Origin of the sequence: Actinorhabdospora filicis (assembly GCF_030269765.1) — a bacterium.
Lineage (GTDB): Bacteria > Actinomycetota > Actinomycetes > Mycobacteriales > Micromonosporaceae > Actinorhabdospora > Actinorhabdospora filicis.
Map to the genome: position 1 here is coordinate 1,201,003 of NZ_BSTX01000002.1, position 26,186 is coordinate 1,227,188.

19 protein-coding genes and 1 pseudogene are annotated in these 26,186 nt (G+C 71.0%); 9 read left to right on the forward strand and 11 right to left on the reverse strand.

What is annotated here, in order from left to right; translation table 11 throughout:
* Positions 1-47 precede the first annotated feature (47 nt).
* Positions 48-1,121, reverse strand: a complete 1,074-nt coding sequence (gene rsgA / locus QSK10_RS18440) for a ribosome small subunit-dependent GTPase A (RefSeq protein ID WP_285664080.1) — start codon at positions 1,119-1,121, stop codon at positions 48-50.
* A 224-nt stretch (positions 1,122-1,345) separates the two neighbouring features.
* On the opposite strand from rsgA, the gene QSK10_RS18445 reads away from it, so the two are divergent.
* Positions 1,346-1,999 (forward strand): MBL fold metallo-hydrolase, encoded by a 654-nt coding sequence (locus QSK10_RS18445; RefSeq protein WP_285664081.1) that lies wholly within the window; start codon positions 1,346-1,348, stop codon positions 1,997-1,999.
* A gap of 172 nt (positions 2,000-2,171) precedes the next feature.
* Positions 2,172-4,031 carry a translational GTPase TypA gene (gene typA, locus QSK10_RS18450; RefSeq protein WP_285664082.1) on the forward strand — a complete coding sequence of 620 codons (1,860 nt, stop codon included), beginning with the start codon at positions 2,172-2,174 and terminating at the stop codon, positions 4,029-4,031.
* Between the two features lie 47 nt (positions 4,032-4,078).
* Here the strand turns inward: typA and QSK10_RS18455 are convergent, their stop codons facing one another.
* Genes QSK10_RS18455 through QSK10_RS18465 form a run of 3 tightly spaced genes read right to left on the reverse strand, consistent with a single transcriptional unit; the run spans position 4,079 to position 8,069 of the window.
* Positions 4,079-4,954, reverse strand: coding sequence for a phosphotransferase family protein (locus QSK10_RS18455; RefSeq protein WP_285664083.1), 876 nt, complete (start codon positions 4,952-4,954; stop codon positions 4,079-4,081).
* The gene (locus QSK10_RS18460; protein WP_285664084.1) at positions 4,951-5,868 is read right to left on the reverse strand and encodes an aminoglycoside phosphotransferase family protein; all 918 of its coding nucleotides are present in this window, start codon (positions 5,866-5,868) and stop codon (positions 4,951-4,953) included. The genes QSK10_RS18455 and QSK10_RS18460 overlap by 4 nt, the downstream gene beginning before the upstream one ends.
* Positions 5,869-5,888: 20 nt before the next feature.
* Positions 5,889-8,069 carry an MMPL family transporter gene (locus QSK10_RS18465; protein WP_285664085.1) on the reverse strand — a complete coding sequence of 727 codons (2,181 nt, stop codon included), beginning with the start codon at positions 8,067-8,069 and terminating at the stop codon, positions 5,889-5,891.
* A gap of 189 nt (positions 8,070-8,258) precedes the next feature.
* Between QSK10_RS18465 and QSK10_RS18470 the strand changes: the two genes are divergently transcribed.
* The 3 genes from QSK10_RS18470 to QSK10_RS18480 are packed head-to-tail and all read left to right on the forward strand — an operon-like array spanning position 8,259 to position 10,622.
* Complete coding sequence (locus tag QSK10_RS18470) at positions 8,259-8,828, forward strand: TetR/AcrR family transcriptional regulator (protein WP_285664086.1); 570 nt, start codon at positions 8,259-8,261, stop codon at positions 8,826-8,828.
* 47 nt (positions 8,829-8,875) lie between these two features.
* Positions 8,876-9,721, forward strand: coding sequence for a serine hydrolase (locus tag QSK10_RS18475; protein WP_285664087.1), 846 nt, complete (start codon positions 8,876-8,878; stop codon positions 9,719-9,721).
* A 52-nt stretch (positions 9,722-9,773) separates the two neighbouring features.
* Positions 9,774-10,622 carry an alpha/beta fold hydrolase gene (locus tag QSK10_RS18480; protein WP_285664088.1) on the forward strand — a complete coding sequence of 283 codons (849 nt, stop codon included), beginning with the start codon at positions 9,774-9,776 and terminating at the stop codon, positions 10,620-10,622.
* Positions 10,623-10,750: 128 nt separating this feature from the next.
* On the opposite strand, the gene bioB is transcribed toward QSK10_RS18480, so the two are convergent.
* Positions 10,751-11,827: a biotin synthase BioB gene (gene bioB / locus QSK10_RS18485; RefSeq protein WP_285664089.1), complete on the reverse strand. Its 1,077-nt coding sequence runs from the start codon at positions 11,825-11,827 to the stop codon at positions 10,751-10,753.
* Between the two features lie 118 nt (positions 11,828-11,945).
* Here bioB and QSK10_RS18490 point away from each other — a divergent pair, with 118 nt between their 5' ends.
* Complete coding sequence (locus QSK10_RS18490; protein ID WP_285664090.1) at positions 11,946-13,001, forward strand: mandelate racemase/muconate lactonizing enzyme family protein; 1,056 nt, start codon at positions 11,946-11,948, stop codon at positions 12,999-13,001.
* A gap of 130 nt (positions 13,002-13,131) precedes the next feature.
* The gene (locus tag QSK10_RS18495) at positions 13,132-14,064 is read left to right on the forward strand and encodes a C40 family peptidase (RefSeq protein ID WP_285664091.1); all 933 of its coding nucleotides are present in this window, start codon (positions 13,132-13,134) and stop codon (positions 14,062-14,064) included.
* A gap of 256 nt (positions 14,065-14,320) precedes the next feature.
* Here QSK10_RS18495 and QSK10_RS18500 read toward each other — a convergent pair.
* Positions 14,321-15,274: pseudogene (locus QSK10_RS18500) on the reverse strand (TerC family protein); the annotation flags it as partial.
* Between the two features lie 290 nt (positions 15,275-15,564).
* On the opposite strand from QSK10_RS18500, the gene QSK10_RS18505 reads away from it, so the two are divergent.
* Entirely contained in the window at positions 15,565-15,852 is a 288-nt protein-coding gene (locus tag QSK10_RS18505) for an antibiotic biosynthesis monooxygenase family protein (protein ID WP_285664092.1), read from the forward strand.
* Positions 15,853-16,501: 649 nt separating this feature from the next.
* Here the strand turns inward: QSK10_RS18505 and uvrB are convergent.
* Positions 16,502-18,601 (reverse strand): excinuclease ABC subunit UvrB, encoded by a 2,100-nt coding sequence (gene uvrB / locus QSK10_RS18510; protein ID WP_285664093.1) that lies wholly within the window; start codon positions 18,599-18,601, stop codon positions 16,502-16,504.
* Positions 18,602-18,807: 206 nt separating this feature from the next.
* On the opposite strand from uvrB, the gene QSK10_RS18515 reads away from it, so the two are divergent.
* Positions 18,808-20,268 (forward strand): hypothetical protein, encoded by a 1,461-nt coding sequence (locus QSK10_RS18515; RefSeq protein WP_285664094.1) that lies wholly within the window; start codon positions 18,808-18,810, stop codon positions 20,266-20,268.
* A gap of 49 nt (positions 20,269-20,317) precedes the next feature.
* Here the strand turns inward: QSK10_RS18515 and coaE are convergent, their stop codons facing one another.
* From coaE to polA, 4 genes are all read right to left on the reverse strand, one after another.
* Positions 20,318-21,493 carry a dephospho-CoA kinase gene (coaE, locus tag QSK10_RS18520; protein WP_285664095.1) on the reverse strand — a complete coding sequence of 392 codons (1,176 nt, stop codon included), beginning with the start codon at positions 21,491-21,493 and terminating at the stop codon, positions 20,318-20,320.
* Between the two features lie 173 nt (positions 21,494-21,666).
* Positions 21,667-23,160, reverse strand: a complete 1,494-nt coding sequence (gene rpsA / locus QSK10_RS18525; RefSeq protein ID WP_285664096.1) for a 30S ribosomal protein S1 — start codon at positions 23,158-23,160, stop codon at positions 21,667-21,669.
* 76 nt (positions 23,161-23,236) lie between these two features.
* Positions 23,237-23,389, reverse strand: a complete 153-nt coding sequence (locus QSK10_RS18530; RefSeq protein WP_285664097.1) for a hypothetical protein — start codon at positions 23,387-23,389, stop codon at positions 23,237-23,239.
* Positions 23,390-23,422: 33 nt separating this feature from the next.
* Complete coding sequence (polA, locus tag QSK10_RS18535; RefSeq protein WP_285664098.1) at positions 23,423-26,137, reverse strand: DNA polymerase I; 2,715 nt, start codon at positions 26,135-26,137, stop codon at positions 23,423-23,425.
* Positions 26,138-26,186 lie beyond the last annotated feature (49 nt).

Consider the following 26,186-nt stretch of genomic DNA (forward strand, 5'->3'; position numbering starts at 1 on the left):
GCCCGCACGCTAAGCGGGCTCCCACGCGCGGGGGTGCGATTCCCGCCTCACATCTCCCTGCGGCGGACCGCCGCCTGGCGCTGCCTGGCCTTGGCCTTCTGGGCCTGCCGGGAACGGGCGTCGACCCGGCGGCGCTCGAACTCCAGCTCGCGCTGCAGCTTGCGCCAGTTGTCATAGCGCCGGGCCGACAGCACGCCCAGCTCAAGGGCCTCGCGCACCGCGCAGCCCGGTTCGGTCTCATGGCGGCAGTCGGAGTAGCGACAGGCCGCGACCAGATCCTCCACGTCGGCGAAGGCCCTCGTCAGGCCGTCGCCCTCACCGGGAGTCCGGTCGAACAGGCCAACACTGCGCAGCCCGGGCGTGTCGAGGATGACACCGCCGTCCGGGATCGGCACCAGCGCCCGGTAGCTGGTGGTGTGCCGGCCGCGGCCGTCGGCGCGCAGCGTCCGCGTCACCATGACCTCCGCCCCCGCGAGGGCGTTGACCAGCGACGACTTGCCCGCGCCCGAGGGCCCCACCAGCGCCAGCGTCCGCCCCGGCGGGACGTGCTCGGCGATGACGTCCAGGCCCTCACCGGTCACCGTGCTCACCGGGATGATCGGGACGCCCGGCGCGGCGTCGGCGAACGACAGCGCGAGCGCGGCCGGATCGCCCACCGCGTCGGCCTTGGTCAGCAACAGGATCGGCGTGGCGCCCGAATCCCACGCCAGGGTCATCAAACGCTCGATGCGGCCGGGGTCGGGATCGGGATCCAGGGGCTCGACCACGGCGATGGTGTCAATGTTGGTGGCGATCATCTGGCCGGTGGCCGACTTACTCGCCCCGGCGCGCACGATCGAGGTCCGCCTGGGCAGCACGGCTTCCAAAGTGGTGCGGTCGTCGGGCCACTGGCGCACCACGACCCAGTCACCGGCGCACGGCCCGCTCAGGGGATCGGCCGCCAGGTCGCCCAGCATCCGGCCCGACAGGCTGGCCCGGACGGTTCCACCCGCGGTGAGAACGGTGCAAATGCCGCGGTCGACACGGGCGACACGCCCGGGACGCTGACCGCGTTTGTCGTGCCGCTGGTAGGCAGCGCGAAGAGTGTCGTCCCAGCCGAGGGACGGCAAAGTGAGATTCATGATTCAGGCAGCACCTTCAGAACAAGTGTCCGCGCTGCCTCAGATACCCGGCGCGGCGGACACGAATGGGGATGGGTCCGGCACCGTGCGCAAACACCGCCACGGGCTCGGACATCGACTTGCCGAATCGCGCACCGGACACCTCCTCTCACTGCTCGCGCGTCACGGTGAAGTTAAGACCAAGGGGTCGTGCTTGGCAAGCCGGTTTGCGGGAGGATTCCGCCATGACCTCCTACACCGGCTCCGTTACCCCGAACGGCCCCGCCTCCACCCGCGATCTGGGACGGCTGTCCATCACCAAGATCTCCGTGGGCCCCATGGACAACAACGCCTACCTCTTGCGCTGCCACGACACCGGCGACCAGGTCCTCATCGACGCCGCCAACGACGCCGACCGCCTCGTGGCGCTGATCGGCTCGGCCGGACTGTCCTCGGTGGTCACCACCCACCGCCACCGCGACCACTGGCAGGCCCTGGAGAAACTGGTCACCGCCACCTCGGCGGTGTCCTACGCCCATGAGCTGGACGCCCCCGAACTGCCCGTGGTCGACCGCACCCTCGTCGACGGCGACACCATCGCCTGCGGACGCAGCGCGCTGGAGGTGATCCACCTCGACGGCCACACCCCCGGATCGGTGGCGCTGATGTACGAGGAGCCCGGCGGCATCGCCCATGTGTTCACCGGCGACTCCCTGTTCCCCGGCGGTGTCGGCGGGACCGCCGGGCGCGAGGCCTTCGAGCGGCTGTTCACCGACGTGCGCGCAAAGCTCTTCGACCGGCTGCCCGACTCCACCTGGATCTACCCCGGCCACGGGAAGGACACCACCCTCGGCGCCGAGCGGCCCGCCCTGGACGAATGGTGGGCCCGCGGCTGGTGACCGGGACCCCGGGGAGCGCGTGTGGCGCTCCCCACCCTCACCGCCCCCACCAGCCCCACAGAACCCACCAGAACGCGTCGACGCAGGTCAGAGACGCGCACGTGACCGGGTTAACGGCACAATAAGCCGGGCCGCCGCGATCTCGCCGCCGGCCGTAAGGGACGATAAGAGCATGGCCCTTCGTTCCGACCTACGCAACGTCGCGATCATCGCGCACGTCGACCACGGCAAGACCACCCTCGTTGACGCCATGCTCAAGCAAGGCGGCGCGTTCCGCCAGGGCGCCAACGTCGACGACCGGGTGATGGACTCGATGGACCTGGAACGCGAAAAGGGCATCACCATCCTCGCCAAGAACACCGGTGTCCACTACACCGGCCCCGACGGCGAGTCGGTCACGATCAACATCATCGACACCCCCGGCCACGCCGACTTCGGCGGTGAGGTCGAACGAGGCCTGACCATGGTCGACGGCGTCGTCCTGCTCGTCGACGCCTCCGAGGGACCCCTCCCGCAGACCCGGTTCGTCCTCCGCAAGGCCCTGGCCGCCAAGCTGCCGATCGTCCTCGTCATCAACAAGGTCGACCGCTCCGACGCGCGCATCAAGGAGGTCGTCGACGAGACCTACGAGCTCTTCCTCGACCTCGACGCCGACGAGTCCCAGATCGACTTCCCGATCATCTACGCCTGCGCCCGCGACGGCATCGCGACCCTTGAGATGCCCGCCGACGGGACCGTCCCCACCGACTCCGACAGCCTCGAACCGCTGTTCCGGACGCTCCTGGAGACCATCCCCGCCCCCTCCTACGAGGAGGGCGCGCCCCTGCAGGCGCACGTCACCAACCTCGACGCCTCCCCCTTCCTGGGCCGCCTGGCGCTGTGCCGCGTCCACCAGGGCACCATCACCAAGGGCCAGACGGTGGCCTGGTGCCGCACCGACGGCAACGTCGAGCGCGCCCGCGTCGTCGAGCTGCTGATGACCGACGGCCTGGAGCGCAAGCCCGCCACCGAGGCCGGGCCCGGCGACATCATCGCCGTGGCCGGGTTCCCCGACATCATGATCGGCGAGACCCTCGCCGACCTGGAGAACCCCGTCGCGCTGCCGCTGATCACCGTCGACGAGCCCGCCATCTCCATGACCCTGGGCACCAACACCTCCCCCCTCACCGGCAAGGTGAAGGGCGCCAAGGTCACCGCCCGCATGGTCAAGGACCGCCTCGACAAGGAACTCGTCGGCAACGTGTCCCTGCGGATCCTGGACACCGAGCGCCCCGACGCCTGGGAGGTCCAGGGCCGCGGCGAGCTCGCGCTGGCCATCCTGGTCGAGCAGATGCGCCGGGAGAACTACGAGCTGACCGTCGGCAAGCCGCAGGTGGTCACCAAGGACATCGACGGCAAGAAGCACGAGCCCGTCGAGCGCCTGACCATCGACGCCCCCGACGAGTACCTGGGCGCCATCACCCAGCTCCTGGCCACCCGCAAGGGCCGCATGGAGCAGCTGGTCAACCACGGCACCGGCTGGATCCGCATGGAGTGGCTGGTCCCGGCGCGCGGCCTGATCGGCTTCCGCACCGAGTTCCTGACCGAGACCCGCGGCACCGGCATCGCCCACCACGTGTTCGAGAAGTACGAGCCGTGGTTCGGCGAGCTGCGCACCCGCCAGAACGGCTCCCTCATCGCCGACCGCACCGGTGTGGCCACCAGCTACGCCATGTTCAACATCCAGGAGCGCGGCACCCTGTTCGTGGAGCCGGGCACCGAGGTCTACGAGGGCATGCTGGTCGGTGAGAACTCGCGCCAGGACGACATGGACGTGAACATCACCAAGGAGAAGAAGCTCACCAACGTGCGCTCCTCCACCGGTGAGGAGCTGGAGCGGCTCATCCCGCCGCGCAAGCTGTCCCTGGAGCAGGCCCTGGAGTTCTGCCGCGAGGACGAGTGCGTGGAGGTCACCCCGGCCGCCATCCGCATCCGCAAGGTGATCCTGGACCAGGCGATGCGCGGCCGCGCCCGCCGTCTGGGCGCCCGCTAGACACGATCGACCTGAGGGCCGCCGCGATCACTCGCGGCGGCCTTTCGTCACACCGGGCCCAGTTCACGCCACGGGGACGGCGCGCCCAGCGCGAACAGCCGCAGCAACTCCGCCACCCGGTTGCCCGGCTGGGCGCTCCAGTGCCGCGCGCCCAGGTCCGGCGGCGTCGGGAAGCGCCCCACCGCCCAGTGCAGGTGCACGCGCAGGACCCGCGCGGCGAAGGCGAACGGCTCGGCCGGGCGGTAGCCGTCCAGGACGTAGGGCAGCGCCACCGGCGGCACCTTCGCCAGGTCGGCCGCCGGATCCCCCGCGCACGCGTCACCCCAGTCCAGCAACCCCGTCACCCGCCCGTCCCGCGCGAGGGTGTTGGCCGGGCCGGCGTCACCGTGCAGCAGGCACCGCCCGGCGGCGGTCCCGCCGAGCTCGCCGAGCCGGTCCAGCCAGGCCGCCAGCCAGTCGGCGGTCTGGGCGCCGAGCCGTCCCGAGCGGGTCAGCCATCCGGTGAGGCGGGTGGGGTCCCCGGCGTCGAAGGCGGGCACGCCCGGCGGGACGGTGGCGTGCGCGTGCAGCCGGGCCAGGACGGCGCCCAGGTCGCGGTAGGCCGCTCCCCTGGCGTCGCCCTCGGGACGCTCCGGCAGCGGCGGCGCCTCGCCGGGCACGCGCCGCTGGAGCATGTAGGGCACGCCGTCGAGCTCACCGGCGTCGACGATCTCGGGCACCGGGACGCCCGCGCGCCCGGCCGCCGGGATCACCGCCGCCTCCTTGCGCAGGTCGTCGCCGAAGCCCTCGCGGGCCACCCGCACCACGAGGTCGCCGCCCACGAAGTGGACGTGGTTGGCCACCCCCTGCACGGGCGCGGCCACCGCTTCGGCGGCGGTGAATCCGTGCCGGCGGGCCAGCTCGGCCAGCGTCGTCGCCGTCATCGCGCCAGCAGCACCCGCGCGATGAGCATCTGCGGTTCCTCCAGGCGGTCCTCGCCGTCCTCGACCGTCCACAGCGAGTTCTGCAGGACCCGCCCCAGGGTCCAGCCCGCCGCGCGGTCGCGGTCGATGGCGAGGGCGCCGGTGATGGCGTCGAAGCGGCGCAGCAGCGCCTTGGCGGGATCGCCGGCGCCGGTGATCTCGCTCCAGCGGTTGTGCAGGGCGGGCAGGATGTCGAAGCCGGGGTCGCCGGCGAGGGGCTTGGGGTCGATGGCCAGCCACTCGCCGCGGCCGGTGCCGGGCAGCGGGGCCAGGACATTGTCGTAGTGCAGGTCCCAGTGCAGCAGCCGGTCGCCGGGCTCGCCCACGAGTTCGGCGACGGCGTCGGCGCAGGTCCTCAGCAGCGCCTTCTCATCCTCGTCGGCCATGGCGGCCAGGGTCTTGGGGACGTCGGCCAGCATCTGGGCGGCGATGTCGGCGAGCGTGCGCAGTCCCTCCGGGGCCTTGTGCGCGGTGAGGGAGGCCAGGAGCCCGCCGATGACCTCGGCGGCGGCCCCGGAGTCGGCCAGCTTCGACAGCGGGCGGGTGGCGTCGAGGGCCTCCAGCAGCAGGACGCCGGTGGCGGGGTCCTCGTCCAGGAGGCGGACGCTGTCACGCCCGTCCCAGGCGCGCAGGCCGATCGCCTCGCCGATGTTCTCCTCGTCGACGGGCTGGAACTTCAGGTAGGCGCGGGTGCCGTCGGCGCGCCGGACGGGCTGGAGGAAGGAGGCGATCCCGCCCTCGACGTGCCCCTCGGCGGGACGCAGGTCCCATTCGGCGAGGTAGCGCTCGTGGAGGGCGGGCAGGGAGGCGAGCCAGGAACGGCCCTCCTCGTCGCGTCCGCGCGTGTCGAGGAGGGCCGTGGGGATCGTCAGCATCAGACGATCATGCGGGTCGGTCAGACCCCGGCGCCAACGGTTTCCCGCCGTTCGGCCGGTTTGGCCAGTTTCTCGCCCTCCACGTCCACGTTCGGCAGAATCCGGTCGAGCCAGCGCGGCAGCCACCAGGCGGCCTTGCCGAGCAGCGCCATCAGGGCCGGGACGATGGTCATGCGGACCACGAACGCGTCGACGAGGACGCCGAAGGCCAGCGCGAAGCCGATGGAGCGGATCAGGTCCTGGTCGGCGAAGATGAACCCGCCGAAGACGCTGATCATGATGACCGCGGCGGCGACCACGACCCGTGCTCCGTGCCGGAAGCCGGTGACGACGGCGTCGCGGGGCGCGGCTCCGTGGACGTAGTCCTCGCGCATGCGGGTGACCAGGAAGACCTGGTAGTCCATGGCGAGCCCGAAGAGGATGCCGATGAGCAGGATCGGCAGCAGGCTCATGATCGGGCCGGTTTCCTCCACGCCGAACAGGAAGTCCAGCCAGCCCCACTGGAAGACCGCGACGACCGCGCCGAAGGTGGCCGCCACGCTCAGGAGGAAGCCGAGGGTGGCCTTGAGCGGCACCAGGACGGAGCGGAAGACCAGCATGAGCAGCAGGAACGCCAGGCCGACCACGATCGCCAGGTAGGGGATCAGCGCGTCGGACATCTTCTGTGAGAGGTCGATGTTCATCGCGGTGAGGCCGGTGAGGGTGACCTGGGCGCCGGTGGCGTCCTCGATGCCGTCGCGGACGTCGCGGATGGCGTGGACGAGGTCGGTGGTCTCCTCGGCGGTGGGCGCCGAGGCGGGGATGACGGTGAGCAGGAAGGTGTGGCCGTCGGGCGCCGGGGTGGGCGGGCTGACGAACAGGGTGCCGTCGACGGCGTCGACGTCGGTGCCCACGCGCTTGGCGGTGGCCATCGGGTCGGCGGAGCCCTCGGCGTCGACGACGACGGTGAGGGGGCCGTTCACGCCGGGACCGAAGCCCGCGGCGATCATGTCGTAGGCCTTGCGCTGGGTGGTGTCGGAGGCGGCCATGCCGTCGTCGGGCAGGCCCAGGCGCAGGTCGGCGGCGGGCACGGCGAGCGCGCCCAGGCCCAGGAGGGCCACGATCAGCACCGGGACGCGGAAGCGGACGGTGAAGCGCGCCCACTTCTCCCCCATGGGGACGCGGGTGACGGCGGCGGGGGTGACGCGGTCGCGGCGGCCGAGGACCTTCCGCCCGGCCAGGCCGAGCAGCGCCGGGAGCAGGGTGAGGGCGACCAGGACGGCGATGGCGACGGTGGCCGCGGCGGCCAGGCCCATCGCGCCCAGCATGGGGATGCCGATGACGGTGAGGCCCGCCAGGGCGATGATCACGGTGAGGCCGGCGAAGACGACGGCCGAACCGGCGGTGCCGACGGCGTGGCCCGCGGCTTCCGGCCCGTCTCCCCGCACGCGCAGTTCGTGGCGGAAGCGGGAGACGATGAACAGCGCGTAGTCGATGCCGACGGCCAGGCCGAGCATCATCGCCAGGATGCTGGTGTTGGAGTCGAGGTCGAGGAAGCCGGAGGCGGTGGTGATGCCCAGGACGCCGACGCCGACGCCGATGAGGGCGGTCAGCAGGGGCATTCCGGCGGCGGCGAGGGAGCCGAAGGTGATCAGCATGACCACCGCGGCCACGCCGACGCCGATGACCTCGGTGATGCCGGTCTGGGGCATGCCCATGAGCGCGTCGCCGCCGATCTCGACGGTGAGGCCCGCGTCGCGGGCGGGGGCTCCGACGGCCTTGAGGGCGTCGCGGTCGGTCTCCTCCAGCGCGAAGCCCTGGACGTCGTAGCCGACCTGGGCGTAGGCGTAGCGGCCGTCCGGGGAGACGCTGCCCATCGTGTAGGGGTCGGCGACGGGCCCGGCCTTGGGGAGGTCGTTCAGCTGGCCGACGGTGGCCATGACGGCCGACTTGGCGGGCTCGGCCCGCAGGTCGCCGCCCTCGGGGGCGGCGAAGACCACGAGGGCGCGGCCGTTGCCCAGGCCCGCCTCGGGGAAGGTCTCCTTGAGGTGGTCGATGGCCTCCTGCGACTCCGTGCCCGGGATGCCCACCGTGTTGCCGGTCTGCCCCGCGAGGGTCGCCGCGCCGACGCCGGCGCCGGCCAGCACGACCAGCCAGATGGCCAGGACCAGCCACCGCCTGCGGTAGGAGAACCGGCCGAGCCGGTAGAGGAATGTCGCCACGGAAGTTCGCTCCAGCCTGTGCGGACGGCGCCCCTGTCGAGCGCCGGGACAGCCCCGAAACTAGCCGATCGGCAAGGTGGCTCCAAGCCGATCGGCTAGTGATCAGCCTTACAATCGGCAAGGAGTAGCCTTGCCGTTCGACAGGTGTTCACGCCTGTGTGCCCAGCGTGATGAGGAAGAATGACGGCCATGGCGAAGGACGACGACGTCCGGGAGAGCACCCGGGAGCGGCTGCTTAAATGCGCCCGCCAGCTGTTCGCGATGCACAGCTTCGCCGGGACCTCGCTGCAGATGATCGCCGACCGCATCGGCGTCACCAAGGCCGCCGTCTACCACCACTTCAAGACCCGCGACGAGATCCTCGACGCCGTCATCAAGCCCGCCATCGGCGAGCTCATCACCCTCATCGACGAGGCGGAGAAGCTGCGCGGCCACCACGCCCGCGCCGAGGCCATGATCACCGGATTCGCCGGGCTCGCCGTCAAGCACCGCGACCTCATCACCCTCATGAGCGCCGACCCCGGCGTCATCAGCGTCCTCGGCCAGCGCGAGGACTTCGGCGAGCTCCTCTACCGCCCGCTGCTCCTGCTCGCCCGCGACTCCGAGGATCCCGTCGAGCGCATCCGCGCCAACGCCGTCATGGCCTGCCTGGCCACCACCGCCGCCTCGATCCTCCTCGACGACGTCGACGGCGAGACCATGCGCACCACCCTCATCGACGTCGGCCACCGCATCCTGGGCCTGCGCCGCAGACGGTGATCCACCGGCCGCTCGCCGGTGTCGGCGGTCCACTGTAGGGTCGCCGCATGACCGTGATCGAAGCCTTCCAGGCGCTCGAACCCGACATCGCCGCAATGCCCGGTACCGTCTCGGTCTGGTGCGCGCGCCTCGACGGCGAACCCGCCTACACCCGGCTGCCCGACGAGCGCCATTACCCGGCCAGCACCATGAAGGTCGGGGTCATGGCCGCCGCCTACCGGCTGGCCGACGGGCGCGAGCTGGACCTGGACGCGCCGGTCATCGTCCACCATGACTTCGACAGCCGCTCCCCTGGTGGCGGGCGCTTCGAGATGACCGAGTCCTACGACTCCGACCGCGAGGTGTGGGAGAAGCTCGGCCACGGCGTCTCGCTGCGGTGGCTGCTCAAGCGCATGATCGTGCGCTCGTCGAACCTGGCGACCAACCTCGCGCTGGAGACGGTCGGCTACGACGCCGCCGACGCGCTGTGGGAGACCGTCGGCGCCACGGGCAGCCGTACCCGCCGCGGCATGGAGGACTTCGCCGCCCGCGACGCCGGTATCGACAACACCATCACCGCCGCCGACCTGGGCGTGCTGTTCCGGGCGATCGCCAACGGCACGGTGGCCTCCGAGCGGGCCTGCCTGGAGATGATCGACGTGCTGCGGGAGCAGGAGTTCCACGTCGACCTGGCCCGCGGCCTGCCCGAGGGCACGCCGACGGCGCTGAAGAACGGCTGGATCGACGGCATCCGGCACTCGGCGGCCGTCATCTACCCCGATGACGCGCCCGCCTACATCCTGTCGGTGTGCGTGACCAGTCCCACCGCGCACTCCCAGCGCGGCGAGGACGAGGCGTGCGCGCTGCTGGCCCGCATCGCCTCGGCCAGCTGGGACGCGCGCCACGGCCTGTAGTCCGCGGCACATTTAACCCCGTGTTGATCTAGCCGGGGGCATGCTTCACCGCATGCCGAGCTTCATCTCCCACGACGGCACCGAGATCGCCTACCGGCGTCTCGGTGCCGGTCAGCCCCTCATCGTCGCCCCCGGCGGGCCCGGCCGCGCCTCGGAGTACCTCGGGGATCTCGGCGGCCTGGACGCCCGCCGCGAGCTCATCGTCTTCGACAACCGCGGCACCGGCGCCTCGCAGGTGCCCGCCGACCCGGCGACCTACCGCGTGGACCACCTCATCAAGGACGTCGAGGCCCTGCGCGAGCACCTCGGCCTGGACGTCATCGACCTGCTGGGCCACTCCGCCGGTGGCGGCATCGGGCAGCTGTACGCCGCGACCTACCCCGAGCGGCTGCGCAAGCTCGTGCTGGCCGCGCCCTCACTGGCCGCCAGCGGGCTCGACTCCCACCTCGACGGCGCCACCGTCATCGCCGAACGCGCCCACGAGCCCTGGTACGCCGAGGCCACCGCCGCCTTCGCCGCGGTCAACGCCGCGCGGGACTGGGACGAGAGCGAGCGGCACCGCTACGGCATGGCGCCGCTCATCTACGGGCGCTGGGACGCCGTCGCGCGGGCCCACGCCGCCGCCGATCCCGCCCAGCGCTCCAAGGACGGCACCCTCGGGATGTACAAGGGCCTGGAGGTCGACGCCGCCGCGCTGGCCGCGAAGTACGCCGTCCTGCCCGCCCCGGTGCTGCTCATCGGCGGCGAGCTGGACATCTGGCCCACCCGCTTCGCCGCCGCGGAGGCGATCAAGCTGTTCCGCGACGGTGAGCTGGTGCTCCTGCCCGGTGCCGGGCACTACCCGTGGCTGGAGGCGCCGGAGGCCTTCGTGGCGGCCGTCGACGCGTTCCTGTCGCGCTGACGACCGGGCCCACTGCATTCCCGCGAGCCGCATCGGCGTCTCGGTACAGGTCCTGTACCGGGGCGTCGATGCGGCACCGCGGGGTCACCGGGCCTCAGAGACGCGGCGGGCCGACGCCGTCTCGCACCCTAGGCGTTCGGGGCGACCTCGGTCCCGGCGCCGCGGCGGCGCACGCGCACCTCTTCGCGGTTCTCCGGGAGCGTGGTCTCCCCGGCGCCCTCGACGCTGAATCCGCCGTCGGCGATCATCTTCAGATCGTCGGCGCCGGCCTGGCCCTCACTGGTGAGGTAGTCGCCCAGGAAGATCGAGTTGGCCACGTGCAGCGCCAGCGGCTGGAGCGTGCGCAGGTGCAGCTCGCGGCCACCGGCGATGCGGACCTCGCGGTCGGGCACCGCGAAGCGCACCATGGCCAGGATCCGCAGGCACCGCTGCGGCGTCAGCTCCCACGTCCCCTCCAGCGGTGTCCCGTCGAAGGGGATCAGGAAGTTGACCGGGACGGAGTCGCTGTCGATCTCGCGCAGCTTCAGCACGACGTCGACCAGGTCGGCGTCGGTCTCCCCCATGCCGGCGATCAGCCCCGAGCACGGCGACAGGCCCGCCTCGCGCGCCTTGCCCACCGTCTCCACCCGGTCGGCGTAGTCGTGCGTGGAGCAGATGTCGCCGTACTGGTCCTCGCTGGTGTTCAGGTTGTGGTTGTAGGCGTCCACGCCGTAATCGCGCAGCTTCTCGGCCTGCCCGTCCGAGAGCAGCCCCAGGCAGGCGCACACCTCGACCTGCGGGTTCTCGTCCCGGATCGCCGCGATCGTCTCCCCAACGCGCGTGACGTCGCGATCGGACGGGCCGCGCCCGCTGGCCACCAGGCACACGCGCTTGGCGCCCCCGGCCACGCCCGCCGAGGCGGTCTTGGCCGCGTCCTGCGGCGACAGCCACGAGTACTTCAGGATCTCGGTCTTGCCCCCCAGCCGCTGCGAGCAGTACGTGCAGTCCTCCGGGCACAGCCCGGACTTGAGGTTGACCAGGTAGTTCAGCTTGACCCGGACGCCGAAGAACTCCCGGCGCAGACGGGCGGCGGCGGCCACCACGTCCAGCAGTTCGTCGTCGCCGGTGGCCAGCACGGCCAGCAGTTCCTCCCGTGACGGTTCCTTCCCGGAGAGTCCACTGTTGACGAGAGAGTCGAGCAGAAGGCGGGTGTCGGTGACTGTCATGCGACAGATCATGCCAGCCCCGATCCCGGCACCACTTGTGGGATCCCTCCAAAGGAATTCAGAGGAAACTACCGAGTGATCTTCCCTTTCGCGTGAACCCCGGGATAAGGTGCGAGCCATGTCGATCGCCGAGGTCTCCACCCACATCGCGCGCCTCCCGCTCCACACGCCCTTCGTCACCGCCCTGCGCACCGCCACCCACGTCGAATCCGTCGTCGTGACCGTCACCGACGACCAGGGCGTCACCGGCATCGGCGAGGCGCCGCAGGTCTGGCGGGTCACCGGCGAATCCCTCGACGGCGCCCGCGCCTGCGTCGACGGCCCCCTCCGCGACGTCCTCCTCGGCACCGACCCCGACGACCTCAACACCCTCCTCGACCGCGTCGAGACCGCCGTCGTCGGCAACCGCGGCGCCAAGGCCGCCGTCGACATCGCCCTCCACGACCTCGCCGCCCGCCGCCTCGGCGTCAGCGTCACCCGCCTCCTCGGCGGCACCGCCACCGGCGCCACCACCGACGTCACCCTCTCCGCCGGCGGCACCGACGCCCTCGTCTCCGCCGCCCTCGACCGCGTCGGCGAGGGCTTCACCGTCCTCAAGATCAAGGTCGGCGCCGACCCCGCCGGCGACACCGAGCGCATCAAGGCCGTCCGCGCCGCCGTCGGCGACGACATCGCCCTGCGCCTCGACGCCAACCAGGGCTGGAACCCCAAACAGGCCGTCGCCATCATCGGCCGCTTCGAAGACGCCGGACTCGGCATCGAATTCGTCGAGCAGCCCACCCCCGCCCACGACCTCGACGCCCTCGCCTACGTCACCGAACGCACCCTCACCCCGATCATGGCCGACGAATCGGCGCACACCATGCGCGACGCCGTCGAGATCATCCGCCGCCGCGCCGCCGACATGATCAACGTCAAACTCGCCAAATGCGGCGGCCTGCGCCCCGCCCGCGCACTCTTCACCCTCGCCCGCGCCCACGACATGGGATACATCGTCGGCTCCATGATGGAGAGCCACATCGGCGTGGCCGCCGCCGCGTCCCTCGTCGCCGCCTGCGGCACCACCGCCGTCAGCGACCTCGACGCCGCATGGTGGCTCACCGCGCCTCCCCTCACCTACGACAAGGGCCGTATCGTGTTGCCCTCGGGACCCGGCCTCGGCGTCACCGCCTGACGCCGCGTGCCACATCGCCATAGCGTCACGACTCGCTTTCAACATGGCGCGGCGCGATGCGAAACCTGAGACGGTTCCGTATCGTGCACGACATGCGCCACCCGGCAGCGCCAATCCACCAGGAGGGAATGTGACCATCGAGATCGGACAGCCGGCTGTCGTCTCGGTCGCCACCGCAACGCTCTGGACCGCACCCCAGCAGGTCGACAACCTCAACGCCCCGGCACTGCGCGCGCCCTCCGGCGTCCGCGAATGGGTCGCCTCGATGGATCGCGAACAGCGCGTCAACGGACTCAACGGCAAGACCCTGACCCAGCTCCTGTTCAACGACGAGGTCGTCGTCGAGGAGATCGACGGCGACTGGGCCAAGGTCGTCATCCCCGGTCAGCCCGCCGCCAAACTCGGCGAACGCGGCTACCCCGGCTGGCTCCCCCTCGCACAGCTCGCCGAACCCGCCACCGGCGGCGGCGACCCCTACATCGTCGACGCCACGGCCACCTCCCTGCGCGACGAACCCGACGGCGACGTCAGCGTCGCCGGGGTCATCCTGAGCACCCGGCTCACCGCCGTCGGCGCGCCCTACCGCGGCTGGGTCCCGGTCACCGTCCCCGGCCAGAGCGAACCGGCCTGGGTCCGCGGACACGACCTCTCCCCCGCCGGCCCGCGCGCCGAACTCACCGGCGAGGCCGTGCTCACCGTCGCCGCCCGCCTCCTGGAGGTCCCCTACGTCTGGGGCGGCCTCTCCGCCTACGGCGTCGACTGCTCCGGACTGGTCCACCTCGTGCACCGCTACCTGGGCGTCACCGTCCCCCGCGACGCCGACGACCAGTCCGCCGCCTGCAAGCCCGTCGACCCCGAAGAGGCCTCCCCCGGCGACCTGTACTTCTTCGCCAAGGAAGGCCGCGACATCCACCACGTCGGCTTCGTCGGCGCGCCCGACGACAACGGCGACCCGACGATGCTGCACGCCTCGGGCGTCTACGGCAAGGTCGTCCACGAGACCTTCACCGGCGACCGCCGCGCCACCCTCATCGGCGCCGGAGCCGTCGAGATCAACGGCTGAGACCGCACACGCGAAAAGGGCCGGGCCACGATGTGGCCCGGTCCTTTTCGCACCTGAGACGCGGTGAGGGCGCCGGGGACGTCCCCGGCGCCCTCACCGGCGCACATCGCTACTGCGGTCTATTCGGCTCCGGAATCGCCCCGCGCGCCGAGCTCCCGCCCGTCGCGCCCCGGGCTTTTCCCGGCGCGTCCGCCTCGCTCTCCACCGCCTCGGTGGCCACCGGCGCCGCCGGTGCCGGTGTCTCCACCGCGCCCCGCGACTTGATCAGCGAGGCGACCGTGGCCACGGCCAGCACTCCGACGATGACCACCAACGACAGGTTCGTGGAGATGTCTGGCGCCCAGCTCATGTGCTCGCCGCCGTTGAGGAAGGGCAGGTTGTTCTCGTGCATGGCGTGGAAGAGCAGCTTCACGCCGATGAAGCCGAGCACCACGGCCAGGCCGAGCGAGAGGTAGACCAGGCGGTCCAGCAGGCCGCCGAGCAGGAAGTAGAGCTGCCGCAGGCCCATCAGGGCGAACACGTTCGCGGTGAACACCAGGTACGGCTCCTGGGTGAGCCCGAAGATCGCCGGGATCGAGTCGACGGCGAACATCAGGTCGGTCGTCCCGATCGCGATCATCACGATCAGCATCGGCGTCACGAACTTCTTGCCGTTGAGACGCGTGGTCATGCGGGCGCCGTCGAAGTCCTTCGAGACCGGCAGGACGCGGCGCGCCCACCGGATCATCAGGTTCTCCTTGACGTCGTCGTCATCCTCCTTGTGCCGCACCAGCTGAATCGCGGTGTAGATGAGGAAGAGGCCGAAGAGGTAGAAGACCCACACGAAGCGGCTCACGACCGCCGCGCCCACGGCGATGAACGCGCCGCGCATGATCAGGGCGAGGATGATGCCGATCATCAGCACTTTCTGCTGGTAGATCCGCGGCACCGCGAACTTGCCCATGATGATCACGAAGACGAACAGGTTGTCGACGGAGAGGCTGTACTCGGTGACCCAGCCCGATACGAACTCCGTGGCATAGACGCCGCCGGAGGTCAGGTAGATGCCGAGGGCGAAGAGCCCGGCGAGCCCCACGTAGAAGGCCACCCACAGGGCGGACTCGCGGATGGTCGGCTCATGCGGACGCCTGCCGATGATCGCGAGATCGAAGATCAGCAGCAGAGCGAGACCACACAGGGTGGCCACCCAGACCCAGGCCGGGATGTTCACGTTTCATGCCTTCCGGTTCAACACTCAGATACGTGTGTGCCCCGGAAGGTCTCTCCCGTCGCGCGCGGACGAACCGCGCGGACCGGCGACGCCGGGGGCAGAGGGCCGATCTGGGCCTTGCGCACCGTGTTGACGACGATCGCCGCTGGGGGATACTCCCCTCCCGCTCGCACCATTGTTGCGTACGGCAGTGCGGATGTCAGCACCGGACGCCGCCTGTGGTCGTTAATGTGACGCAAAAACCATGGGCGCGTCACCGGGGACCGGCGGTGGGATGCCAGACTGCCGCCATGGTACTTGAAGTGGCGGTATTCGAGATCAACGAGGGGCAGGAGGACGCCTTCGCGGCGGCCTACGCCCAAGCGCGGCCCATCATCGCCGAGGCGGACGGCTGCCGCTCGGTGCGCATGACGCGCGGCGTCGAGAGCCCGAAGCGTTTCGTCCTCCTCGTGGAGTGGGAGACCCTGGAGGCGCACACCGAGGGATTCCGCGGCTCGGAGCGGTTCCCCCGCTGGCGCGCCGCGATCGACTCCTTCTGGTCGGCCCCGCCGGTCGTCGAACACTACCGCGACGTCTGAATCCACCGGGCCCGTTCACGCCGATCTCGGGACCGCCGGTTTTCCCGGCGGTCCCCTTTTACAACCGCCGTCCGTGCGGGTTTGTTCCCAGTTCGGCCCGTTGGGGGCGGCCGCGCATCCGCGCCGTCCCGCCGGCGGGACCGTGCCCCCGGCGGCAAGGGCCGCGCACCCCGCGATGACAGGACCGCCCACCGCCGTCGCACGGAAACGGCCGAGTCCGCCGGGCGAAGCAGACCACCGTGCCTCCCGGCCCGTGCCACCACGGGCCCATCGCCGGTTGTGGCCCTCTCGCTGCCGGCGGGTTCTGCCGTTCGGATCCGATTCCCGGGCCACCTCATCGACATAACCGGCGCTTATCGACTGCCTCTCGTTGCGCGACACACACGCACCCGCTCACCGCCTGTGGGGATGGATCCGGTCGTGGGTGCGGAGCCGGGTGTGAAGGCCCTGGTCGCCGAGGGGGATCTGGCCCGTCAGCCGGCGTCGGTGGCGGTGGAGTTGCCGCATGGCGTCCAAGGACGGTCACCCCGCGAGCCGACGGGGCCGGGACGGCGGTCTCCCGCCACCCCGGCCACGTCACGTCCTCACGGCCCGGCCCGTGCCCGCCCCTCCCCCACCGCGTGGGGCGGGGCGGCTCACCGCGCCCGGGTCAGACCCCGGCCTCCTCCATCATCCGCAGCTCGCGCTTGAGCTCGTGCAGCTCGTCGCGGATGCGGGCGGCGAGCTCGAACTGGAGCTCGCGGGCCGCGTTCAGCATCTGCTCGTTCATGTCGGCGATGAGCGAGGCGAGCTCCTCGCGGGCCATGCCGGGCTTGCCGCCGCTGACCACGCTCGTCTTGCGGCTGCGGGTCTCGGCGACCGGCGACTTGCCGCGGCTGCGCTGGCGGCCGGAGCCGCCGACGAGGGTGTTGCTGTCCTCGGCCTCGGCGTAGATGTCGGTGAGCAGGTCGTCGATCTTCTTGCGCAGCGGCTGGGGGTCGATGCCGTGCTCGGTGTTGTACGCGATCTGCTTGTCGCGGCGCCGGTCGGTCTCGTCGATGGCGTTGCGCATGGAGCGGGTGATGTTCTCGGCGTACATGATGACCTGGCCGGACACGTTTCGCGCGGCGCGGCCGATGGTCTGGATGAGGGAGGTCTCCGAGCGCAGGAAGCCCTCCTTGTCGGCGTCGAGGATGGCCACCAGGGACACCTCGGGCAGGTCGAGGCCCTCGCGGAGGAGGTTGATGCCGACCAGGACGTCGTACTCGCCGGCCCGCAGCTCGCGCAGCAGCTCCACCCGGCGCAGGGTGTCGACCTCGGAGTGCAGGTAGCGGACGCGGATGTCGTGGTCCATGAAGTAGTCGGTGAGGTCCTCCGACATCTTCTTGGTCAGGGTGGTGACCAGGACGCGCTCGTTCTTCTCCGCGCGGGTGCGGATCTCCTCCATGAGGTCGTCGATCTGGCCCTTGGTGGGGCGGACGACGACCTGCGGGTCGACCAGCCCGGTCGGGCGGATGACCTGCTCGACGACCTCGCCCTGGACCTGGTCGAGCTCCCAGTTGCCGGGGGTGGCCGACAGGTACACCGACTGGCCGACGCGCTCGCGGAACTCGTCGAAGCGCAGGGGGCGGTTGTCGAGGGCGCTGGGGAGGCGGAAGCCGTGCTCGACGAGGGTGCGCTTGCGGGAGGCGTCGCCTTCGTACATGCCGCCGATCTGCGGGACGGTCACGTGCGACTCGTCGATGACGGTGATGAAGTCGTCGGGGAAGTAGTCCAGCAGCGTGTGCGGGGGCGTGCCCGCCGCGCGGCCGTCGATGTGCCGGGAGTAGTTCTCGATGCCCGAGCAGGACCCGATCTGCTTCATCATCTCCAGGTCGTAGGAGGTGCGCATGCGCAGCCGCTGCGACTCCAGGAGCTTGCCCTGCCGGTCCAGCTCGGCCAGGCGGTCCTCCAGCTCGGCCTCGATGCCGACGATGGCGCGTTCCATGCGCTCGGTGCTGGTGGCGTACTGGCTGTTCGGGAAGACGACCACGCGGTCGGTCTCGCGCACGATCTCGCCGGTGAGGGGGTGCAGGTAGTACAGCTTGTCGATCTCGTCGCCGAACATCTCGATGCGGACGGCGAGTTCCTCGTAGGCGGGGATGATCTCGATGGTGTCGCCGCGGACGCGGAAACTGCCGCGCGCCAGGACGGTGTCGTTGCGGTTGTACTGCTGGTCGACGAAGCGGCGCAGCAGCGTGTTGCGGTCGATCTCCTGGCCGACGGTGACGCCGGTGGCGCCGAGCAGGTACTCGGCGGGGGTGGCCAGGCCGTAGATGGCCGACACGGTGGCGACGACGATGACGTCGCGGCGGGTGAGCAGCGAGTACGTGGCCCGGTGCCGCAGCCGCTCGACCTCTTCGTTGAGGGAGGAGTCCTTCTCGATGAAGGTGTCGGTCTGCGGGACGTACGCCTCGGGCTGGTAGTAGTCGTAGTAGGAGACGTAGTACTCGACGGCGTTGTTCGGCATCAGCTCGCGGAACTCCTTGGCGAGCTGCGCGGCGAGGGTCTTGTTCGGGGCCATGACCAGGGCCGGGCGCTGGAGCTTCTCGATGAGCCACGCGGTGGTCGCCGACTTGCCGGTACCGGTGGCGCCCAGCAGGACCGAGTGCGCCTCACCGTCCCCGATCCGCTCGGCGAGCCGGGCGATGGCGGTCGGCTGGTCGCCCGATGGCTGGTACTCACTGACGACTTGGAACGTGCCGGACGCTCGCTCGATCTCGAAGGCCATGCCGCTTAACCTACGCCGGGGGTGTGACAGGTTCGTGGGATCCCCTGGCCGCGCGGGTGAGCGCCGAGTCACTTTCCCGCCACTCGTTCGTTGACCCGGGAGTGGGGATGAGCGAACGGACCAGAACCATCACTCGAACGAGGACGGGGACCAAGTCCTCGGCCCCGGCCAAGAAGACGCCGCGACCACCGGTGAAGAAGCATCCCGTGACCCGCCGCTTCGTGGTGTGGGTGGGCGCGATCGCGCTGATCCTGGGGGGTTTCAGCTACGTCGGCGTGGGCTGCATGAACAAGGACGGCGGTGCCTCGCGCACGGTCACCGCCGATGAGGCGGCGCGGCTGTCGGGCGTGCGCCAGAAGAACCTGGCGATGGGCACGGTGGCCGTGCTGGCGCGCATGCCCAAGGAGCTGGGCGAGACGGAGATCTCCGGCTGGGTCGACTGGACGCAGCCGCTGGTCTACGCGGCGGTCAAGCCGTCGTCCCAGCCGACCTACACCGGTCTCGTGCAGGCCGTGCCCGGGCTGGTCGCCACGCGGCCGGGCGACCACGCGGCCGATCCGGCGACGCTTCCGGCCGACGGCTGGAGCGTGCGGCGGACCTCGGTGATGGAGTCGGAGCAGTCGCCCGACCCGACCACGCGCGCGCTGGACATCGTCCTGTCGGCGATGATGGTGCTGGCCGCCGACCGGCCCGACGACCAGCGCGCCCTCCAGGAGAAGGCCCTGTGGCTGGAGGAGGGCACGATCGACGGGGTGCCGGTGGACGTGTTTCGCGCGCCCCTGGCCGTCGGCCCGGCGCCGGACCCGTCCTCCTCGGCCTCGGCCGCCCCTGCGGGCGCGCAGCCGGAGGCGATCATGCACGTCGACCGCGAGGGGCGGCTGCGGCGGCTCCAGGTCAACCCGGGCGGGCAGGGCCTGGCCACCATCGACCTGCTGCTCGAACAGCGTCCAGATCCTGCGCAGGCGCGGATCCCGGCGATCGACCTGCTCGGGGGGCCGCCGGTGGCGCCCCGCAAGGTCACCGACGCCGAGGCGACGCTGCTGGCGGGCCTGCGCAAGGAGAACGCGGGGACGGTGTCCACGGTCGACCTGACGATGCCGGTCGCCGACGGCGAGGTCCTGCGCGCGGTCGGCTGGGTCGACTGGCGGCGTCCGCTGCTGTACCTGACCGTCGACAATCCCGGTGAGGAGCAGGACGGCCAGATGCTCGTGCTGCCCGGCGGCGTCGGGTGGCGCTCGGCGCCGGTCAAGGGCGAGGCGAAGCGGCCACCGGCGACACCGCCGGCGGGCGGCTGGCGCACGCAGGCGTGGTCGGAGCGCGTCGACCCGAACGCCGGGGCCGGTGACATGGACCTGCTGCTGTTCAAGCTGATGTCGCTGGTCTCCGGGCGCGCCGATGACACCGCGGTGGTCAAGGAGCACGCGAGCTGGCTGCGGGAGGCCCGGCTCGGCAAGCTCCGCGCGACGACCTTCGAGCTGCCGATGAGCGGCGACCAGGCCGCGCCCAGCGGGCAGGCGCCGTTCCGTTACTGGGTCACCAATGACAAGTCACTGCGCCGGGTCGAGATGCGCACCCGCCAGTACGGTCTCGCGCACGCCGACCTGGCGCCCGGGACCCTCGGTTATCTCCAGATCCCGTCCGCCGTCACCGCCGCGCTCGGCGGCTGACCACGAGCCTTACCCTCCCGCACACCGGCCGGCTGGGCGCCGCACCGTCCTAAGGCGCCCAGCCGGTCTTCTTCGCCCAGGCCTCGGCCCGGTCGAGGGCGTCGGTGAACCACGGTTCCTTCGCCTCGGCGTAGTCCGAGGTGACCGCGTGCTCCACGGCGAGGGCGCGCTTGTGGCCGGCGTAGCCGTCGCGTTCGGCGTCCTCGGCGCGCAGCCAGTCGCCGAACAGCAGGGCGTACCGCCAGCCGGGGGTGCCTTCGACGCGGACGTGCACGTGGGTGATGTCGCCGGGGTCGGTGCCGCCGAAGAGCTGCTTGCGCCATTCGTAGGGATCGGGGGCGAAGGGCTTCGGCTCGTCGTGGTCGACGCCGGAGACCCGCACGAACCCGGCACGCGCCAGCTGCGGGATCCGCTGGTCGACGTGGGCGAGGTCGCGCACGGTGACCTGGACGTCGATGACGTCCTTGGCCGCCAGGCCGGGGACCGCGGTCGAGCCAATGTGGTCGACGCGCAGGGCGACCTCGGCGAAGGCGTGGCGCAGGCGCGCGGCGATGCGCTCGAAACGCGCGGGCCACGCCGGGTCGGGGGCCTTCAGCTCGACCGCGTCGGGGCGGCGGGCGCGGTGATGTTCGCGGACATTGCGCTCGTAGGGCACCAGGCGCTCCGCCCACAGCTCATCGAGGCGGGCGTGCAGGTCGTCGAGGGTGCCGGAGTTGTCGAGGAGGACGTCGGCGATCGCGCGGCGGTCCTCGTCGCTCAGCTGGGCGGCGATGCGCTTCTCGGCGTCGGTGGTCCCGCGGGCCTTGAGGCGCTCCAGCCGGATGTCCATGGCCGTCTCCACCACGATGACCAGGTGGAAGGTGGGCGCCAGGCCGACCTCGGCCAGCAGCGGGATGTCGTGGACGACGATGGCGTCCCCGGGCGCCGCGGCGGCCAGTTCCAGGCTGCGGGCGCGCACGCGCGGGTGGATGATCGCCTCCAGCTCGCGCCGGGTCTTCTCGTCCCCGAAGACGCGCGCGCCGAGCGCGGCGCGGTCGAGGGCGCCGTCCCCGGTCAGCACGTCGCCGAAGGCCGCCACGATCGCGGCGAGCCCGTCGGTGCCGGGGGCGACGACCTCGCGGGCCAGGACGTCGGAGTCGATGACGACGGCGCCGAGGGACGCCAGATGCGCGGAGACGGCCGACTTGCCCGAGCCGATGCCTCCGGTGAGGCCGATGTTGAGCACGCGGAGAGTCTAGTCACCCGAATCCGGGCGCGCGGTGGCCCGGTGATCATCCCGATCCGGCGGCCGGGCCGCCGCGATCCGCCCGTGGGCGTGAAAGAGCCCGCCCGGTTTCCCGGGCGGGCTCTTTCACACTCCCCTACCGCGCCTTTACACGCGGCCGGTTCGCTGTGGTCTTACTTGCCGCCGGCGAGCTTCTCGCGGAGAGCCGCGAGGGCCTCGTCGGTGGCGAGGGTGCCCGAGGGCTCCTCGGCGGCGGGCTTGGAGGAGCCGCCACCAGAGGACTTCTTGGCCGCGGGCTCGGCGCCCTCGACGGACGCCGGGGCGTCCTTGATGACCGTCTCGGCGATCTGCTTGGCGTGAGCCTCCCAGCGCTGACGGGCCTCGGCGTACTGGCGCTCCCACTCCTCGCGAGCGGTGTCGAAGCCCTCAAGCCACTCACCGGTCTCGGAGTCGAAGCCCTCCGGGTAGATGTAGTTGCCCTGGTCGTCGTACTGCGCGGCCATGCCGTACAGGGTCGGGTCGAACTGCTCCTCGTTCTCCACGAAGGCCTCGTTGGCCTGCTTGAGGGAGAGCGAGATGCGGCGACGCTCAAGGTCGATGTCGATAACCTTGACCATGACCTCGGAACCGACGTTGACGACCTGCTCCGGCACCTCGACGTGGCGCTCGGCCAGCTCCGAGATGTGGACCAGACCCTCGATGCCGTCCTCCACGCGGACGAAGGCACCGAACGGAACCAGCTTGGTGACGCGACCCGGGACGATCTGGCCGATCGCGTGGGTGCGCGCGAACTGGCGCCACGGGTCTTCCTGGGTGGCCTTCAGCGAGAGGGACACGCGCTCGCGCTCCAGGTCGACGTCCAGGACCTCGACCTCGACCTCCTTGCCGACCTCGACGACCTCGGACGGGTGGTCGATGTGCTTCCAGGAGAGCTCGGAGACGTGCACGAGGCCGTCCACGCCGCCAAGGTCGACGAAGGCGCCGAAGTTGACGATCGAGGAGACGACACCCTTGCGGACCTGGCCCTTGGCGAGCTTGTTGAGGAACTCGGTGCGCACCTCGGACTGGGTCTGCTCAAGCCAGGCACGGCGGGACAGGACCACGTTGTTGCGGTTCTTGTCCAGCTCGATGATCTTGGCTTCGAGCTCGCGGCCCACGTAGGGCTGCAGGTCGCGGACACGACGCATTTCCACCAGGGAGGCGGGCAGGAAGCCGCGCAGGCCGATGTCGAGGATGAGGCCGCCCTTGACCACCTCGATGACCGAACCGCGGACGACGCCGTCCTCTTCCTTGATCTTCTCGATCGTGCCCCAGGCGCGCTCGTACTGGGCGCGCTTCTTCGAGAGGATCAGCCGGCCTTCCTTGTCCTCCTTCTGGAGCACCAGGGCCTCGATGTGATCACCGACGGCGACGACCTCGGCCGGATCCACGTCGTGCTTGATCGACAACTCGCGCGAGGGGATGACGCCCTCGGTCTTGTAGCCGATGTCGAGCAGGACCTCGTCCCGATCGACCTTGACGACGGTGCCTTCGACAATGTCGCCGTCATTGAAGTACTTGATGGTCTCGTCGATCGCCGCGAGGAACTCTTCCTCGGTGGTGATGTCGTCGTTGACCGTGGCGCCTTCGGCGCCGGTGCCCGAGGTGGCCTCGATGCTGCTCGTCATTAGGGCAAGTGCTCCGGATACTGGTGGAGTTAGTCGTGCTGGCGCGCGAGAACCCTCCGCCGAGGCGGCCGCGCGCTCAGAACCAGGTGGATCCGCCCGCTTCCGGATGGTTCGTCCGGTGACGCGGCGTTTCCAACGAGTTGACCTCGTGACCGTCATCGGCGACGCTGACCTGCTCCATGCCGAGGTAGCGGGTTAGTCGACGCAGCGCCCAGAGTACCGCGTTCATTACCACATGGTCCAACCGCACCCCTGACGGTGGTCAGTGCGCGGCCGAGTCCCAGTCGGCGCCCACGCCCACCGACACGTCCAGCGGCACGGAGAGTTCGCAGGCGGCGGCCATTTCCTTGCGCACCAGCGCCTCCAGCCGCTCCCGCTCACCGGGCGCGACCTCCAGCACGAGTTCGTCGTGAACCTGGAGCAGGACGCGGGAGGTGAGCCCCTCGTCACGGATCGCGCGGTCGACGGCGAGCATGGCGATCTTCATGACATCGGCCGCCGAGCCCTGAATGGGCGCGTTGAGCGCGGCGCGCTCGGCCATCTCCCGCAGCTGCCGGTTGTCGCTGTTCAGCTCGGGCAGGTAGCGGCGGCGGCCGAAGATCGTCTCGGTGTAGCCCTCGCGGCGGGCCTCCTCCACGACGGTGCGGAGGTAGTCGCGGACGCCGCCGAAGCGCTGGAAGTACTCCTCCATCAGCACGCGCGCCTCCTCGGCGCTGATGCCCAGCTGCTGCGAGAGCCCGTACACCGACAGGCCGTAGGCGAGGCCGTAGGACATGGCCTTGATCCGGCGGCGCATCTCGGCGTCGACGTCGGCGGGGGCGACCTCGAAGACGCGGGCGGCGACGGTGGTGTGCAGGTCCTCGCCGGTGGCGAAGGCGTCGATGAGCCCGGCGTCGCCGGAGAGGTGCGCCATGATGCGCATCTCGATCTGGCTGTAGTCGGCCGTCATCAGCTCCTGGTAGCCGGGGCCGACGACGAAGGCGCGGCGGATGAGGCGGCCCTCGTCGGTGCGGATGGGGATGTTCTGCAGGTTCGGGTCGGTCGACGACAGCCGCCCGGTGGCCGCCACGGTCTGCTGGAACGTGGTGTGGATGCGCCCGTCGTCGGCGACCGAGGTGAGCAGCCCGGCGACGGTGGTCTTGAGCTTGTCGACCTCGCGGTAGCGCAGCAGGTGCGGGAGCACGGGGTGCTCGGTCTTGATCTGCAGCTGCCGCAGCGCCTCGGCGTCGGTGGTGTAGCCGGTCTTGGTGCGCTTGGTCTTGGGCAGGCCGAGCTTGTCGAACAGGATCGCCTGGAGCTGCTTGGGCGAGCGCAGGCTGAACTGCTCGCCAATGACGTCGATGGCGGCCTGCTCGGAGTCGCGGGCGTCGGAGGCGAAGCGGGAGTCGAGCTCGTCGAGGTAGGCGGTGTCGGCGGCGATGCCGGCGCGTTCCATGTCGGCCAGGACCTGGGCGAGGGGCAGTTCCATCTCGGCGAGCAGGCGGGTGCCGCCGGTGCGCTCCAGTTCGGCGTCGAGGACCTCGGCGAGGTCGAGGACGGCGCGGGCGCGGCGGATGAGGGCCTGCTCGGCGGCGTCGGCGGGTTCGTCGCCGGTGAGGAGGCCGTCGAGGGTGGGCTGGGCCTCGGTGGTGGCGGCGACGTCGAGCTCGCGGCGCAGGTAGCGCTGGGCGAGTTCCTCCATGGAGTAGTTGCGGCGTTCGGGCCGGACGAGGTAGGCGGCCAGGGCGATGTCGGTGTCGAGCCCGGCGACGGTCCAGCCGCGTTCGGCGGTGGCGAGGAGGAAGGGTTTGGCGTCGTGGACGGCCTTGGGGCGGGCGGGGTCGGCGAGCCAGGCGGCGACGGCGGCCTCGTCGGCGGGGTCGAGGGCGGTGGGGTCCCACCAGGCGGCTTCGTCGCCGGTGGCGGCGGCCATGGCGGTGAGGTCGCCGGTGCCGCGGCCGAAGTGGCCGGTGACGGCGATGGCGGCGCGGGTGCCGGGGGTGGTGTTGGCGGTGAGCCAGGCGGCGACCTCGCCGGTGCCGAGGACGGTGCCGGTGACCTGCTCGGCGACGGGTTCGGCGGCGGCCTCTTCGACGGCCTCGCCGATGGCGCGGTCGGCCAGCTGCTGGTTCATGCGGTCGGCCAGGACGCGGAATTCGAGGGCGTCGAAGAGTTCGGCGACGGCGGCGCGGTCCCAGCCCAGCCATTCGAGGGCGGGTGGGGCGGCGTCGAGTTCGACGTCGTCGAGGAGGCGGTTGACCTGGTGGTTGCGGATGACGTCGGAGAGGTGGGCGCGCAGGTTCTCGCCGGCCTTGCCCTTGATGGCGTCGACGTCGGCGATGATGGCGTCGAGGGAGCCGTAGGTGGTGATCCACTTGGCGGCGGTCTTGGGGCCGACGCCGGGGACGCCGGGGAGGTTGTCGCTCTTCTCGCCGACGAGGGCGGCGAGGTCGCGGTAGCGGGGCGGGGTGACGCCGTACTTCTCCTCGACGGCCGCGGGGGTCATGCGGGCGAGGTCGGAGACGCCCTTCTTGGGGTAGAGGACGGTGACGTGCTCGTCGACGAGCTGGAGGGCGTCGCGGTCGCCGGAGCAGATGAGGGTCTGGTATCCGGCGGCGGTGGACTGGGCGGCGAGGGTGGCGATGATGTCGTCGGCCTCGAAGCCCTCTTTGCGGATGCCGGTGATGCCCATGGCCGTCAGGACGTCGCCGATGAGTTCGACCTGGCCCTTGAAGCTGGGGGGTGTGGCGGAGCGGCCGTCCTTGTACTCGGCGTACATCTCGGTGCGGAAGGACACCCGGGACACGTCGAAGGCCACCGCGACGTGGGTGGGCTTCTCGTCGCGCAGGAGGTTCACCAGCATGGACGTGAAGCCGTAGACGGCGTTGGTGGTCTGGCCGGTGGTGGTGCTGAAGTTCTCCTCGGGGAGGGCGTGGAAGGCGCGGTAGGCCAGGGAGTGCCCGTCGAGGAGGAGAAGCCGAGGCTGGGTGTCCGTCACAGGAGCAGCCTAGTGGGCGGGTGTGACATACCGGCCGGACACCACCCGG

What these genes read in the sequence shown, in the direction of transcription:
- rsgA (WP_285664080.1), bottom strand. Translation starts at nt 1,121, where the DNA reads ATGAATCTCACTTTGCCGTCCCTCGGCTGGGACGACACTCTTCGCGCT.
- QSK10_RS18445 (WP_285664081.1), top strand. Translation starts at nt 1,346, where the DNA reads ATGACCTCCTACACCGGCTCCGTTACCCCGAACGGCCCCGCCTCCACC.
- typA (WP_285664082.1), top strand. Translation starts at nt 2,172, where the DNA reads ATGGCCCTTCGTTCCGACCTACGCAACGTCGCGATCATCGCGCACGTC.
- QSK10_RS18455 (WP_285664083.1), bottom strand. Translation starts at nt 4,954, where the DNA reads ATGACGGCGACGACGCTGGCCGAGCTGGCCCGCCGGCACGGATTCACC.
- QSK10_RS18460 (WP_285664084.1), bottom strand. Translation starts at nt 5,868, where the DNA reads ATGCTGACGATCCCCACGGCCCTCCTCGACACGCGCGGACGCGACGAG.
- QSK10_RS18470 (WP_285664086.1), top strand. Translation starts at nt 8,259, where the DNA reads ATGGCGAAGGACGACGACGTCCGGGAGAGCACCCGGGAGCGGCTGCTT.
- QSK10_RS18475 (WP_285664087.1), top strand. Translation starts at nt 8,876, where the DNA reads ATGACCGTGATCGAAGCCTTCCAGGCGCTCGAACCCGACATCGCCGCA.
- QSK10_RS18480 (WP_285664088.1), top strand. Translation starts at nt 9,774, where the DNA reads ATGCCGAGCTTCATCTCCCACGACGGCACCGAGATCGCCTACCGGCGT.
- bioB (WP_285664089.1), bottom strand. Translation starts at nt 11,827, where the DNA reads ATGACAGTCACCGACACCCGCCTTCTGCTCGACTCTCTCGTCAACAGT.
- QSK10_RS18490 (WP_285664090.1), top strand. Translation starts at nt 11,946, where the DNA reads ATGTCGATCGCCGAGGTCTCCACCCACATCGCGCGCCTCCCGCTCCAC.
- QSK10_RS18505 (WP_285664092.1), top strand. Translation starts at nt 15,565, where the DNA reads ATGGTACTTGAAGTGGCGGTATTCGAGATCAACGAGGGGCAGGAGGAC.
- uvrB (WP_285664093.1), bottom strand. Translation starts at nt 18,601, where the DNA reads ATGGCCTTCGAGATCGAGCGAGCGTCCGGCACGTTCCAAGTCGTCAGT.
- rpsA (WP_285664096.1), bottom strand. Translation starts at nt 23,160, where the DNA reads ATGACGAGCAGCATCGAGGCCACCTCGGGCACCGGCGCCGAAGGCGCC.
- QSK10_RS18530 (WP_285664097.1), bottom strand. Translation starts at nt 23,389, where the DNA reads ATGAACGCGGTACTCTGGGCGCTGCGTCGACTAACCCGCTACCTCGGC.